11 protein-coding genes and 1 tRNA gene are annotated in these 14,368 nt (G+C 55.9%); 5 read left to right on the forward strand and 7 right to left on the reverse strand.

The features are described from left to right. Positions 1 to 28: 28 nt before the first annotated feature. Positions 29 to 484 carry an acetyltransferase gene (locus AC4IC4_RS00300; protein WP_491471958.1) on the forward strand — a complete coding sequence of 152 codons (456 nt, stop codon included), beginning with the start codon at positions 29 to 31 and terminating at the stop codon, positions 482 to 484. Here the strand turns inward: AC4IC4_RS00300 and AC4IC4_RS00305 are convergent. Both AC4IC4_RS00305 and AC4IC4_RS00310 read right to left on the reverse strand, forming a co-directional pair. Further along, entirely contained in the window at positions 474 to 1,502 is a 1,029-nt protein-coding gene (locus AC4IC4_RS00305) for a virulence RhuM family protein (RefSeq protein ID WP_032650688.1), read from the reverse strand. The two genes, AC4IC4_RS00300 and AC4IC4_RS00305, sit on opposite strands and share 11 nt — an antisense overlap. Positions 1,503 to 1,560: 58 nt before the next feature. Next, positions 1,561 to 1,902: a SymE family type I addiction module toxin gene (locus AC4IC4_RS00310; protein ID WP_334755331.1), complete on the reverse strand. Its 342-nt coding sequence runs from the start codon at positions 1,900 to 1,902 to the stop codon at positions 1,561 to 1,563. 128 nt (positions 1,903 to 2,030) lie between these two features. On the opposite strand from AC4IC4_RS00310, the gene AC4IC4_RS00315 reads away from it, so the two are divergent. Then, on the forward strand, positions 2,031 to 2,195 hold the full coding sequence (locus AC4IC4_RS00315; RefSeq protein WP_421511322.1) for a YlcI/YnfO family protein: 165 nt from the start codon (positions 2,031 to 2,033) through the stop codon (positions 2,193 to 2,195). 59 nt (positions 2,196 to 2,254) lie between these two features. On the opposite strand, the gene AC4IC4_RS00320 is transcribed toward AC4IC4_RS00315, so the two are convergent. Beyond that, positions 2,255 to 3,346 carry a hypothetical protein gene (locus AC4IC4_RS00320; protein ID WP_491471959.1) on the reverse strand — a complete coding sequence of 364 codons (1,092 nt, stop codon included), beginning with the start codon at positions 3,344 to 3,346 and terminating at the stop codon, positions 2,255 to 2,257. A 113-nt stretch (positions 3,347 to 3,459) separates the two neighbouring features. Beyond that, a tRNA-Sec gene (locus tag AC4IC4_RS00325) sits at positions 3,460 to 3,554 on the reverse strand. Between the two features lie 287 nt (positions 3,555 to 3,841). Between AC4IC4_RS00325 and AC4IC4_RS00330 the strand changes: the two genes are divergently transcribed. Both AC4IC4_RS00330 and yicI read left to right on the forward strand, forming a co-directional pair. Beyond that, positions 3,842 to 5,233, forward strand: coding sequence for a glycoside-pentoside-hexuronide family transporter (locus AC4IC4_RS00330; RefSeq protein ID WP_491471960.1), 1,392 nt, complete (start codon positions 3,842 to 3,844; stop codon positions 5,231 to 5,233). A gap of 12 nt (positions 5,234 to 5,245) precedes the next feature. Next, positions 5,246 to 7,564, forward strand: a complete 2,319-nt coding sequence (gene yicI / locus AC4IC4_RS00335; protein WP_491471961.1) for an alpha-xylosidase — start codon at positions 5,246 to 5,248, stop codon at positions 7,562 to 7,564. 84 nt (positions 7,565 to 7,648) lie between these two features. Here yicI and AC4IC4_RS00340 read toward each other — a convergent pair whose 3' ends face one another. Beyond that, a complete protein-coding gene (locus tag AC4IC4_RS00340) occupies positions 7,649 to 9,343 on the reverse strand; it encodes an AsmA family protein (RefSeq protein ID WP_491471962.1) in 1,695 nt (564 codons plus the stop codon). A gap of 119 nt (positions 9,344 to 9,462) precedes the next feature. Further along, a complete protein-coding gene (gene xanP / locus AC4IC4_RS00345; protein WP_014881972.1) occupies positions 9,463 to 10,854 on the reverse strand; it encodes a xanthine/proton symporter XanP in 1,392 nt (463 codons plus the stop codon). 226 nt (positions 10,855 to 11,080) lie between these two features. Between xanP and gltS the strand changes: the two genes are divergently transcribed. After that, positions 11,081 to 12,283 carry a sodium/glutamate symporter gene (gene gltS, locus AC4IC4_RS00350; RefSeq protein ID WP_061716221.1) on the forward strand — a complete coding sequence of 401 codons (1,203 nt, stop codon included), beginning with the start codon at positions 11,081 to 11,083 and terminating at the stop codon, positions 12,281 to 12,283. A gap of 1 nt (position 12,284) precedes the next feature. On the opposite strand, the gene recG is transcribed toward gltS, so the two are convergent. After that, positions 12,285 to 14,366: an ATP-dependent DNA helicase RecG gene (gene recG, locus AC4IC4_RS00355; protein WP_290094233.1), complete on the reverse strand. Its 2,082-nt coding sequence runs from the start codon at positions 14,364 to 14,366 to the stop codon at positions 12,285 to 12,287. Positions 14,367 to 14,368: the final 2 nt, after the last annotated feature.

Raw genomic sequence — 14,368 nt, forward strand, 5'->3', positions numbered from 1 at the left:
ATTCGGTTTTCCAATCATGATCCCGCCCATGAAAATAGAAACCGCACTCCCCACACACTTCGAACGTCTGGTCGCGATCTGGGAATCCTCCGTCCGCGCCACCCACCACTTTTTACAGGAAAGCGATATTGCGGCGCTGCGCCCGTTATTGCTTAACGCGTATTTACCAAACCTCACCGTCATGATGGCCCGCGATGATGCAGGCGTTATTCACGGCTTTTTAGGCGTGGATGAAAACCGCATTGAAATGCTGTTTGTTGACGATGCGAGCCGCGGGAAGGGTGTCGGGAAATTGCTGTTGCAACACGCCATCGCAGCGTTCGGCGCGAACGAAGTGGACGTGAATGAGCAAAATCCGCAGGGCGTCGCGTTTTATCGCCATATGGGGTTTGAGCGGGTCGGACGCTCGGAACTGGATGGGCAGGGGAATCCGTTTCCGCTGTTGCATATGAAGCTGAGCAGGAATACTGGGATTAGCGCTTAGCCTGCTTATCCCATTTTAATAAGCCGATGATATCTTTCTCACCTTCGGCTTCTTTCAGCAGGCGCTGCTTTTTTTCAAACTCAATGTATTCTGAGCACGCCTTTTCATCAGCCGCTTTCTTGCTGATTTTTCCTGCTCCTTCTAATACGTCCCGGTCGTTAAATTGCAGGAACTGATCGAGCTTAGTTTGCCAGTCTCGTAAAAATACCTGCTTGCGGCGTTTGGCCTGATCTTCGGCAAAATCGAGCCACATATTAACGACGCGATTTAGTTCGCTGACTTCATCCTGAGACAGATAATTTTTTGCGGTGGTGACATCGCTTTTACGGACTTCTTCGCCTTTATAGCTGGTCAGCCCCATATGCGGTTGAGTGGCGTCCGCACGCTGGTGAATCAACTCAGCAGCGGTGTGGCCCGTACAGGCAAAATGCAGTTTATTCTGGATGGTCTGGAAGAATTGCGTGGTTTCTTTGAGTGACGGCTGATAGTCAGCGGCTAATGCAAAAATTTCCCTTATGCGAAGGTAGACCCGGCGTTCGCTGGCCCGTATATCGCGAATGCGTTCCAGCATTTCATCGAAATAGTCAGGTACGGCGGATGATCCGACAGGTGGATTTTTCAGGCGCTCGTCGTCCATAACGAAGCCTTTTACCAGATATTCCTGCAGCGTTTGGGTGGCCCACTGGCGGAACTGTGTCCCTCGCGTGGAGCGGACGCGATAGCCTATGGCGAGAATGACGGGCAGGCTAAAGTATTGAACGTTATATACTTTACCATCGCTGGCAGTTGTTCGGTAAAACCGAACAACTGAATTTTCGGCCAGCTCACCCTCATCAAAAATATTCTTGATATGCCCGCTGATCGTGGCTTTGGCTTTGCCGTATAACTCACAGATTGTGGCCTGTGAGAGCCACAACGTATCGCTTTCGAAGCGGCATTCAATGCGAACTTTTCCATCTTTGCTGGCAAACATGACAAACTCACCGGCTGGTGAATTTATTAATTCTTCATATGTCATGCTGCCTCCGCGTCATAAGGTTGATGCCTGTAAGCTCGTAGTATGCCAGAAACAGCCGCTAAGCCAGGTGGTTTGTATTTGATTTTGCGAGGCGCTTTCCAGCATGCGGAATTTGGATCGCTGCAAGCGCGTTCTCTATCTCAACGAGCTTTGCTTTGGTCCGTTTATAATCATCCTGCAACCTCTGCTCCTGCTCGTTATACGCCACCAGAACGATGCAACCTTTCATGACTTTTATCGTGACCTGTTGTCCGGTATCAAAACCCGCCGCGCGCAGCCACTTGCCTGAAAGGATGATTTTCGGCGTGGATTTGTCGAAAACATTCGGGCGGTATCCCACAATTAACGAACGCTCGGTTCCGGATTGGTCGGTGTCTGGGGTAGAATGCGAGTCAGCCATAATCAACTCCTTGATAGTTGGTGAGGTTAGACGCCCTTTAGTGCTCCAACACTGCTGGGCGTTGTCAGAATTCCAAATCCATGTGGTAGGTACCATATGCAGATAAATTAACCGAAGTGGTACCTACCATGCAAGAGAAAAAGAAACCAAATTTTGACCGTACCAAAAGCACTATGAAGAACATCCGGTTCGAGGATGAGCTTTTGGAACAGATTGAAAAGGCTGCGGGAAAAGGGAATTTTAGTAAGTGGGTGAAGGAAGCCTGTAAAATGAGATTAAAGAATGAGCATTAATTTATCTACTCACGTAGCATAGAATAATGCTCGAAATAAAACGCGTCTAAAAACATTCTCTAAAAAAATGTTATTAATCTCATTTTTTTGTCATGAGGCATGTATTCCATTGCTGCAAGCAGTTTAACTGCCTTATTATCTTTGTTAAACTCTAACATAATATTAAACTTTGCGACATTATAGGTTGCATTATATGACATAGAATATATGTAGCTTGAATTAATTCTCGTTTTTATCTCATTTGCTAGTTCTTGTGCGGTTAAGTTACTTAATCCTGCGACTTCTAAAGATCCTGCTTTATTGCTTTGAATATATCCGAGTTTTGCATCTTCTACTTGAATATCCATAGAATCTAATTCATGAATGTCTAAATGAATTGTATTCAAAGCGAAATGAGTATCATCTTTGAAACCATCAATAACTGGCCTCTCTATTTTATACGATAAAAATAACCCAAAAAGATCTGAGCTTATACTCAAGCAGTTAAATCCATAACTCTCAAATGGATATCCATAAATATTAATGTTTTCTAAATTGTCGCGATCTGGTTCATGACCTTGTATTATCTTATTCTCATACTTTATGCAGCAATTTACTAACATTGTAGATAAAATTGTTTTTAAAGTAGAATTATACGACATATCAGCGAACCCAATGTATGGGGTATAATTTATCAGTTCAGCATCTAATTGGTTGAACATTTCATCAGATAAATTATTAATATATATAATGTAATATTGAGAGCTGTGCTTATATTCTGTCTTATGTCGGATTGTTAATTTTTTAAGGAGTGATTTTTGTAAAATTGTCTGTGCGAAATTTGATCCTATATAATCACCCGCTAATATACTGTGGCTGCTTTCTTTTTTTAAAAGAGGTATGAGTTTATTAAAAGATTCGTAACCATACCAATCACTTTCAATTTGTAAAGTGTCAAAGAATAAAGCTATTTCTTTTTTCTTTTTATCTGGTGTTAAGGCATTTTTAAGATTGTTATAATTTATTCCTTTTTTTAAAAGATAGTGTTCAAGTACTTTTTTTTGATTGATAATTTCAGCATGCATTTGTTTTGGTGATAAATTGAAGTAATCACGCATAACTTCTAGCATTATATTTCCCCTAGCGTCTAGGGTGTGAATGATTGTATCCATCTTATTCCTAAGCTGTTTTTAATACAGAAAGAATTTAAGTAAAGCTAACGATGTTATTTCAAGAGAGATAATAAGGATTTATTACAAAAATTAAAAAAAGATTTGATGAATTTTGGCGGAAGATCACAGGAGTCGAACCTGCCCGGGAACGCTGGCGTCCCCAACTGGATTTGAAGTCCAGCCACCTCACCGGAGATGACGATCTTCCGCGCCTCGATTGCTACATGGAGGCGGGGCGCATTATAGCTACTTTCAGGCATTTACCACATACCCCACACCACTTTTTTCACCTCTCTTTTGACCTGTACACCCCTGTTTCAGGTAATTCCTAAGAAAATCCTCATGTTAGCCCTTCTGCTTCCCAACATTTACCGTGATCACAAAAAACAAGAAACGTAATCTGCTAATCAGAAAACGCAATACCCGCTCCTGAAACAATGGTTTAAAACTCTGTAACCGGTCTCAGCGCCCCCTACAGCGTGAAGGATAAAAAAGATGAGCGAAGTATTGTCAGTAAAAGAGAAGATTGGCTACGGCATGGGTGACGCCGCCAGCCACATCATTTTTGATAACGTTATGTTGTACATGATGTTTTTCTACACCGATATTTTCGGCATTCCCGCCGGGTTTGTCGGCACCATGTTCCTGCTGGCGCGCGCGCTGGATGCGATCTCCGACCCGTGCATGGGCCTGATTGCCGACCGCACCCGCAGCCGCTGGGGCAAGTTCCGTCCGTGGATTTTGTTTGGCGCCATCCCGTTTGGCATCGTCTGCGTGCTGGCATACACCACGCCGGACCTCAGCCTCAACGGCAAAATGGTGTATGCCGCCATTACTTACACCCTGCTGACCCTGCTTTATACTGTGGTCAACATCCCCTACTGCGCGCTGGGCGGCGTGATCACTAACGACCCGACGCAGCGTATCTCCCTTCAGTCCTGGCGCTTTGTGCTGGCGACCGCGGGCGGCATGCTCTCCACGGTGCTGATGATGCCGCTGGTGAAGCTGATTGGCGGCGACGATAAGGCGTTCGGCTTCCAGGGCGGCATCGCCGTACTGTCGGTGGTTGCTTTCCTGATGCTGGCGTTCTGCTTCTTTACCACCAAAGAGCGCATCCAGGTGCCGCCGAGCACCACCTCCATGCGGGAAGACTTGCGCGACATCTGGCAAAACGACCAGTGGCGCATCGTTGGCGTGCTCACCATCCTCAACATCCTCGCCGTCTGCGTGCGCGGCGGCGCGATGATGTACTACTGCACCTGGATCATGGGATCGCCGGAAGTGTTCGTCGCGTTCCTTACCACCTACTGCGTCGGCAATCTGATTGGCTCCGCGCTGGCGAAACCGCTTACCGACTGGAAGTGCAAGGTCAGCATCTTCTGGTGGACCAACGCCGCGCTGGCGGTAGTCAGCGTGGCGATGTTCTTCGTCCCGATGCATGCCACCGTGCTGATGTTCGCCTTTATCTTCGTCATTGGCGTGCTGCACCAGCTGGTGACGCCGATTCAGTGGGTGATGATGTCAGATACCGTCGACTACGGCGAATGGACCAACGGCAAACGCCTGACCGGCATCAGCTTTGCGGGCACGCTGTTCGTGCTGAAGCTCGGTCTGGCGCTGGGCGGGGCGATGATCGGCTGGATGCTGGCAGGCGGAGGCTACGACGCGGCAGCTAAAACCCAGAACAGCGCGACCATCAGCATCATTATCGGTCTGTTTACCCTGGCCCCGGCGGTCTGCTACGTGCTGAGCGCCATCATCGCCAAACGCTACTACACGCTGAAAACGCCATTCCTGACCAAAATCATGGGCGAGCTGGCGCAGGGCGCGCGCCGCAATCAGCAGGAGTTTGAAAACCTGCCGGTCAGCAAAGAATTGCAGAACTAAGAGGACGAGAGTATGAAAATCAGTGATGGAAACTGGCTTATTCAACCGGGCCTGAACGTGACCTGTCCGGTTCAGGTGTTCGACGTGGAGCAGCAGGGTAATGACCTGGTGGTCTTTGTTGCCCCGCGTGACGTGCGTGAACGCACCTGGCAGCTCGACACGTTGATGTTCACGGTGCGCCTGTTTGCCCCGCAGGAAGGGATTGTCGGGGTGCGCATCGAGCATTTCCAGGGCGCGCTGAACAACGGCCCGCACTATCCGCTGAACGTTCTGAAGGACGTGAAGGTAGAGATTGAAAACAACGCCGAGTTTGCCGAGCTGAAAAGCGGCAGCGTCAGCGTGCGCGTCACCAAAGGCGAGTTCTGGGCGCTGGATTTCCTGCGCAACGGCCAGCGCATTACCGGCAGCCAGCTGAAAAACAACGGCTACGTGCAGGATGCCAACGCCGACCGCAATTACGTGTTCGAACGTCTGGATCTGGGCGTGGGGGAAACGGTCTACGGCCTGGGCGAGCGCTTTACCGCGCTGGTGCGCAACGGCCAGACGGTCGAAACCTGGAACCGCGACGGCGGCACCAGCACCGAGCAGTCCTACAAAAATATCCCGTTCTACCTGACCAACCGCGGCTACGGCGTGCTGGTGAATCATCCCGAGAACGTCTCGTTTGAAGTCGGCTCCGAGAAGGTCTCCAAAGTGCAGTTCAGCGTGGAAGGCGAATATCTTGAGTACTTCGTGATCGACGGCCCGATGCCAAAAGAGGTATTAAACCGCTATACCCGTTTCACCGGGCGTCCGGCGATGCCGCCTGCCTGGTCGTTCGGCCTGTGGCTGACCACCTCGTTTACCACTAACTACGACGAAGCGACGGTAAACAGCTTTATCGACGGCATGGCCAAGCGCGACCTGCCGCTGCACGTCTTCCACTTCGACTGCTTCTGGATGAAGGCCTTCCAGTGGTGCGATTTCGAGTGGGACCCGGTGACCTTCCCGGATCCGGAAGGCATGATCCGCCGCCTGAAAGAGAAAGGGCTGAAGGTCTGCGTGTGGATTAACCCGTACATCGGCCAGAAATCCCCGATCTTCCAGGAGCTGAAAGCGAAGGGCTACCTGCTCAAGCGCCCGGACGGCTCCCTGTGGCAGTGGGACAAATGGCAGCCGGGGCTGGCGATTTATGACTTTACCAACCCGGACGCGTGCCGGTGGTATGCCGACAGGCTGAAAGGCCTGGTGGATATCGGCGTCGACTGCTTCAAGACCGATTTCGGCGAGCGTATCCCGACGGACGTGCAGTGGTTTGACGGGTCCGATCCGCAGAAGATGCACAACCACTACGCCTACATCTATAACGAGCTGGTGTGGAACGTGCTGAAAGAGACGGTGGGGGAAGAAGAAGCGGTGCTGTTCGCCCGCTCCGCATCCGTCGGGGCGCAGCAGTTCCCGGTGCACTGGGGCGGCGACTGCTACGCCAACTATGAATCCATGGCCGAGAGCCTACGCGGCGGGCTGTCGATTGGCCTGTCCGGCTTCGGGTTCTGGAGCCACGATATTGGCGGGTTCGAAAACACCGCCCCGGCGCACGTCTACAAACGCTGGTGCGCGTTCGGGCTGTTCTCTAGCCACAGCCGCCTGCACGGCAGTAAATCCTACCGCGTGCCGTGGGCCTACGATGACGAGTCCTGCGACGTGGTGCGCCACTTCACGCAGCTGAAGTGCCAACTAATGCCGTACCTGTACCGTCAGGCGGCGCTGGCCCGCGAGTTCGGCACGCCGATGCTGCGCGCGATGATGCTGGAGTTCCCGGACGATCCGGCGTGCGATTACCTCGATCGTCAGTACATGCTGGGGGATGCAATGATGGTGGCACCGGTGTTCTCCGAGGCGGGCGACGTGCAGTTCTACCTGCCGGAAGGCCGCTGGACGCACCTGTGGCACAACGACGAAATTCAGGGCAGCCGCTGGCATAAGCAGCAGCACGATTTCATGAGCCTGCCGGTCTACGTGCGCGACAATACGCTGCTGGCGCTGGGCAGCAACAACCAGAAGCCGGACTACGCGTGGAATGAGGGGACGGCCTTCCAGTTGTTTAACCTGAGCGACGGCGCAACGGCGGTGAGCGAAGTGCCTGCGGCGGACGGCGCGGTGGCGTTTACGCTGAAGGCATCGCGTCAGGGCGATATCGTGACCTTTACCGGCGCGGGAGACGCGAAAAACTGGTCGGTGTGCTTGCGCAACGTGCAGAAGGTGAATGGCGTGAAAGGCGGCTCACAGGCGGGTAGCGAGTGGGGCGTATTGGTGAAAGCGGAGGGGAATGAGGTGGTGGTTCACCTCTGAGCCGTAAAAATGCCCGGTGGCGCTTCGCTTACCGGGCCTACATGGGATCGTAGGCCGGGTAAGGCATAGCCGCCACCCGGCTATTTACTGTGCCGGAGCCACCGTCGACACCACGCCACCCGTCATCGTCTGCTGCACCTGCTGTTTATCCATATTCACCGCGTTCAGCTTGCCGTTCACCGTCGGCTTAAGCGGGGTATTCGCCTGCACGCTGCCGCTGGCGGTGAGCTGAATATTGCCGTCGCCCGTAATCGGCAATGCGGGCCAGCCCCACTGCTGCAGTACGTTGAGCGGCACGCCGCGCCCGTTCAGGCTCACCGTAGTCTGCCGCTGCGGAAGCTGCGAAACCGTCGCCGTTGCTTCCAGAATACCTTTCTCGGTAAACGCGCTCAGGTCGGTAATGTTCAACGTGGCGGCGTTGGCATTCAGCGCCAGCGACGGACGGCGCACGTCCACGCGGTTAAAGGTCGCCGCCGCGCCGTTCAGGGTTGCGCTGCCGCCCCAGACGCCCCACTGGCGATCTTTCACCAGCTGCAGGTTTGCACCATAGCCGTCCAGAGAGGTGATCTGCCACGGGAAGGCGGGATCGATGTCGATCACCAGGTTGCGGCTCAGGCCGAATTTTTGCAGCGTGACGCTGTTCAGCCATTCCGGCAGAGGCTCCATCCACAGCGTCTTCCAGTTCTGCGGCAGGGTGTATTCCAGCCCGGCGATGGCGACATCGTCCAGCACCAGCGCTTTACCGTCGCGCAGCCAGTTACCGGAGGTGCGCACCATGCCGCCCTCCCAGCGGGAAGTGAACTGACGCAGCGCCATGCCCTGCGGGGAAAACTCTGCATTCAGAATCGGGTCGAAAAGATGCAGCGAGCCGTAGATAAACTCGCTGGCGTTCATCGACAGGCGGCCCTCCTGGCTCTGCCAGTCGCCTTTGCTGAGAGTCAGGTTGCGCAGGCTTAAATCGAGATCGGTCACCGCCCAGTCCGGGCCCTGAAGCCGGGCGTCGGTCACGTCCAGACGACCAATCTGCAGAGAGGGAATGGTGGCCAGCGGCGCGAAGAACGCCATCAGCGTTTTATCGCTCTGCAGGCGGATTTCGTTCAGACGCATGGTGTCGATAATCCAGCTCCCGTCGGCGTTGCGCAGGGCGGAGCCGGTGAGTGACCCGCGGGCCATATCGGCGCCAATCGTGTTCAGCACCACCTCCTTGCCGTTAAGCTGGCCCTCGATCAGCACGTTGGTGGCCGGTACGCCGTTCAGGGTCAGCGAGCCTGCGCTCATCTGAATCTGCGCGTTGTTCCCCAGCACGTTGCCGGCTTCCGGCTGCCACGGGCTGACACCGCCCGTCACCTTCTGCGCGCTCAGGTCCCATTCGGTATTCGGGCTGTTAAAGGCCATGTTGTTCAGCTGCAGGCGATCCGCCTGGAAAGGCAGCGGCGCCGTCTGCGGCGAGAGATTCAGCGTGCCGTCGAACAGGGTGATGGTGTCCATATGCAGCGGATCGGTTACCTGGCGGCTGCTCAGGCCAATATCGACTTTTTTGGCGACCAGCGTGGCGGGTTTACCGTCCCGACCAAAGATGACGTTTTCCAGAATAATGTGGGAAGGCGACGAAAAGCGGTGATTCATCTTGTCGAAACTGAGTTCGTAATCGGTATTCACCGTCACCCAGCTGCTGACCTGAGACGCGCCCCAGCGGGTCTGGAGCAGAATGTAGAGCGCCAGCATCACAATGAGCAGGGCTACCAGAAGATAGATGAGGAGCTTTCCAATAAATTTCATGGCCTTCCATCCCGCAAAACGCACATAAGGGAGTTATGCACGATTTATGCGCAATCCTCAAGGCGGGAATGGTGTAATTAGATGTCACGGCAGGCATTGACTGCCTGCCGTGAGAGAAATCAATTTTTCTCAGGCGGGAAAACGAGGTTCAACACGATAGCGGTGATACCGCCTGCGGCAATGCCGGAAGAGAGCAGGTTTTTCACCCAGTCAGGTGCAAACTGCAGGATCAGCGGCTGCTGGGAAACGCCCAGACCGACGGCCAGCGACAGGGCGATAATCATGATCGCGCGGCGGTTCAGCGGCTCGCGGGAGACGATACGCACGCCGGAGGCCGCGATCGTCCCGAACATCACCAGCGTTGCGCCGCCCAGCACCGGCTCAGGGATGTGCTGCACAAAGCCGCTCACCGCCGGGAACAGGCCGAGGACGATCAGCATCAGCGCCACCACGAAGCCAACGTAGCGGCTGGCCACGCCGGTCAGCTGGATCACGCCGTTGTTCTGACCGAAGCAGGAGTTCGGGAAGGTGTTGAATACCGCAGAGACAAACGAGTTCAGGCCATTCGCCAGCACGCCGCCTTTCAGGCGCTTCATGTACAGCGGGCCGGACACCGGCTGCTCGGAGACGTCGGAGGTGGCGGTGATATCACCGATGGTCTCCAGAGAGGTGATCATAAAGACCAGCATCAGCGGCAGGAGCAGACCCCAGTCAATGCCCAGACCGTAGTACAGCGGCGTAGGAACGGTGATCAGCGCGCTGTTGGTCGGCGCGGTGTTCTCCGGCAGCATGCCCAGCGCCCACGCCAGCAGGTAACCCGCCGCCATGGCGATCACCAGCGAGGCCACGCGCAGGTAAGGGTTACGCTGACGGTTAAGCAGAATAATGATCGCCAGCACGACGCCTGCCAGCAGCAGGTTTTTCGGCGCGCCGAAGGTGTGGTCGCTCATTGCGGCATAGCCGCCGCCGATGGAGGTAAGACCCACCTGAATCAGCGACAGGCCGATAATCATCACGACGACGCCGGAAACCAGCGGGGTGATAACGCGGCGAGCCAGATGCAGAACGCGGGATATCACCATCTCCGTACAGCTGGCCAGCATCAGCGTGCCGAACAGCGCCGCCATCATGGTCGGGACATCCGCACCGCCGGTTTTCAGCGCCGTACCGCCCATGATCAGGGGCGCCACGAAGTTAAAGCTGGTGCCCTGAATCGACAATAATCCCGACCCCACCGGCCCCCATGCTTTAATTTGAATAATCGAGGCCACGCCGGAGGCAAAAAGAGACATGCTGATAATGTGCTGCGTGTCCTGCGCCGGTAAACCGAGCGCCTGGCAAATCAGCAGCGCCGGGGTGATCACCGCAACAAACATCGCCAGAAGATGCTGGCAGGCGGCGAACAGCGTTTGCGGCAGCGGCGGGCGGTCTTCAAGGCGGTAAATCAGTTCGCTATTTTGCTTCTGCGCAATCGGTTGCGCATCAGGCGACTCTATGGTGTTAACGGACATCGGCGGCAATCCCACGGTGGAAAAGCGGGCATTTTATCTGACCACCTGGTAAAAGCAAACGATTGCCAGCAAAAAAAGGGAAGAAAATCTGCCGCTGTGAGCAGGTTTTCTACAACGCATCGGGAAAAAAAATTACACTTTTTCGCGCCGGGAGCTCATGAAGAGCGCAAACCGGCCCAGGATAACGCCGCGTGTGTATGGAACACGCGCAAAACAGGAGCCTTCTATGATTCATCTCGATACGTTGTCGACACTTGTTGCCGCAACGCTGGTCTTACTGCTTGGCCGTAAGCTGGTACATAGCGTTTCCCTTCTGAAGAAATACACCATTCCTGAACCTGTCGCCGGTGGCCTGCTGGTGGCGCTGGCCCTGCTGATACTGAAAAAAAGCATGGGCTGGGAAATCGATTTTGATATGTCCCTGAAGGACCCGCTGATGCTGGCCTTCTTTGCCACCATCGGCCTGAACGCCAACCTGGCGAGCCTGCGGGCGGGCGGTAAAGTGCTCGGCGTATTCCTGATTGTGGTGGTGGGGCTGCTGCTGATGCAAAACGCTATCGGCATCGGGATGGCGACACTGCTGGGACTGGATCCGCTGATGGGGCTGCTGGCGGGGTCAATTACCCTTTCGGGCGGCCACGGTACCGGGGCCGCATGGAGCAAGCTGTTTATCGAGCGCTACGGGTTTGAAAACGCGACGGAGGTGGCGATGGCCTGCGCGACCTTTGGGCTGGTGCTGGGTGGCCTGATTGGCGGCCCGGTGGCACGCTATCTGGTGAAGCACTCCACCACACCGGACGGCAGGCCGGACGATGAGCTGGTGCCGACCGCATTTGAAAAGCCGGACGTCGGGCGCAGCATTACCTCGCTGGTGCTGATTGAAACCATCGCGACGATCGCCATCTGCCTGACCGTGGGCAAAGTGGTTGCGCAATGGCTGGCGGGCTCAGCGTTTGAACTGCCGACGTTTGTCTGCGTGCTGTTTATCGGGGTGATCCTGAGCAACGGCCTGGCGCTGATGGGCTTCTATCGCGTGTTTGAACGGGCGGTGTCGGTGCTCGGCAACGTCTGCCTGTCGCTGTTCCTGGCGATGGCGCTGATGAGCCTCAAGCTGTGGGAGCTGGCCTCGCTGGCGCTGCCGATGGTGGCGATTCTGGCGGTGCAGGCCCTGTTTATGGCGCTGTATGCCATGTTCGTGACCTGGCGCATGATGGGTAAAAACTACGATGCGGCGGTGCTGGCGGCGGGTCACTGCGGGTTTGGTCTGGGGGCTACCCCAACGGCTATCGCCAACATGCAGGCGATCACCGAACGCTTCGGGCCTTCGCACATGGCGTTTCTGGTGGTCCCAATGGTCGGGGCGTTCTTTATTGATATTGTCAACGCGCTGGTGATTAAGCTGTACCTGATGCTGCCGATGTTTGCCTGAATCAGGCGTTGGAATAGCGTTCGGTTTCCGGCATCCAGCGCTCAATTAACGCTGCCGCCTGTTCGGGGTAGCGTTCATGAATGTGGCGGGCGAGGCGCTGAACCTCGGGGATCATGGCCTGATCGCGCAGCAAATCCGCCACTTTGAATTCCGCGTTCCCCGTCTGACGCGTGCCCAGCAGTTCGCCCGGGCCGCGGATCTCCAGGTCTTTTTGCGCAATCACAAAACCGTCGTTGCTGTCGCGCAGCACCTGCAACCGCATCTGGGCTGTTTTTGAGAGCGGGGCTTTGTAGAGCAGGACGCAGTGGGACGCTACCGCGCCACGGCCAACGCGCCCGCGCAGCTGGTGGAGCTGGGCAAGGCCCAGGCGCTCCGGGTTTTCGATGATCATCAGGCTGGAGTTCGGGACGTCCACGCCCACTTCAATGACCGTCGTGGCGACCAGCAAATGCAGCTCGCCCTGCTTAAACGACTGCATCACCGCCTGTTTTTCGGCAGGCTTCATGCGTCCATGAACCAGGCCCACGTTCAGCTCCGGCAGTGCCAGCTTAAGCTCTTCCCACGTGGCTTCGGCAGCCTGCGCTTCCAGCAGTTCCGACTCCTCAATCAGCGTACAGACCCAGTAGGCCTGACGGCCTTCGTGGGTGCAGGCGTTGCGCACGCGGTCGATGATATCGCTGCGGCGCGTGTCGGGAATGGCGACCGTTGTGACCGGGGTACGGCCCGGCGGCAGTTCGTCGATGGTGGAGGTATCCAGATCGGCGTAGGCGGTCATCGCCAGGGTGCGCGGGATCGGCGTAGCGGTCATGATCAGCTGATGCGGGTGGAAGCCCTGCTGCAGGCCTTTCTCCCATAATGCCAGACGCTGGTGCACGCCGAAGCGGTGCTGCTCGTCGATAATCACCAGCGCAAGGCCGTTAAACTGCACCTGCTCCTGGAAGATGGCGTGCGTGCCGACAATCATCTGCACCTGCCCGCTGGCAATAGCCTCCTGTTGCGCAAGGCGCGCTTTGCCTTTTTGCTTCCCGGCAAGCCAGCCCACTTCAATGCCCAGCGGCGCGAACCAGGCGCGGAAATTGTTGGCGTGCTGTTCCGCCAGCAGTTCGGTCGGTGCCATCAGCGCGACCTGTTTGCCGTGGGCAATCGCACGCAGGGCGGCCAGCGCGGCAACCAGCGTTTTGCCGGAACCCACGTCGCCCTGCACCAGGCGCATCATCGGCACGTCGAGCGCCATATCGCGTTCGATTTCGGCGGTGACGCGCGCCTGCGCGCCGGTGGGCTTAAACGGCAGCGAGGCCAGCAGCTTATCTTTGAGTTCATCATTCTGGCTTAAGGGCTGGGCGTGGAAACGCTGCGCGCCGGCGCGAAGCGCCAGCATGCTCAGGTTATGGGCCAGTAATTCCTCAAGGATAAGACGCCGTTGGGCGGGGTGTTTGCCGCTTTCTAAATCGCTGAGCTGTAGCGTTGGCGGCGGGCGGTGCAGGGTGCGCAGCGCCTCGGGCAGGCTCATCATGCCCTGCGCCAGCTCGGGCGGCAGCAGCTCGGTAATGGCGCAGGTATCCAGCAGCTCCAGCGCCTGATCGGTGAGCTTACGCAGCGTCGCCTGCTTGATGCCTTCCGTCGTCGGGTAAACCGGGGTGAGCGTCTCCTGCAGCTCCGGCGTGCTGAGATCGCCCTGCACGCGGTACTCCGGGTGGATCATCTCTGCGCCGTATTTCCCGCGTTTGGCTTCGCCATAGGCCAGCACCCTGCGGCCCGTCGCCAGGCTGTTTTTCATCGCCGCGCTGAAGTTGAAAAAACGCATGGTGAGAATGCCGGTGCCGTCGCTGATCTGGCAGGTCATCATCCGGCGCCCGCCGAAGGTGATGTTGCAGTTCAGGACTTCGCCTTCAACGGTGGCGTAAATGGCAGGAAGGAGATCGCCAATCTTGTATAGCTGGGTGCGGTCTTCGTAACGCAGGGGGAGGTGAAGCAGGAGATCCTGCACCGTGTGCAGGCCAATTTTTGCCAGCTTATTGCTTTGCGCCGCGCCCACGCCCGTCAGGCTGTTGAGCGGGATGGCATCCAGCAGGCGGCCTTTCATCG

It is taken from the genome of Enterobacter sp. Taxon_2, assembly GCF_058355295.1.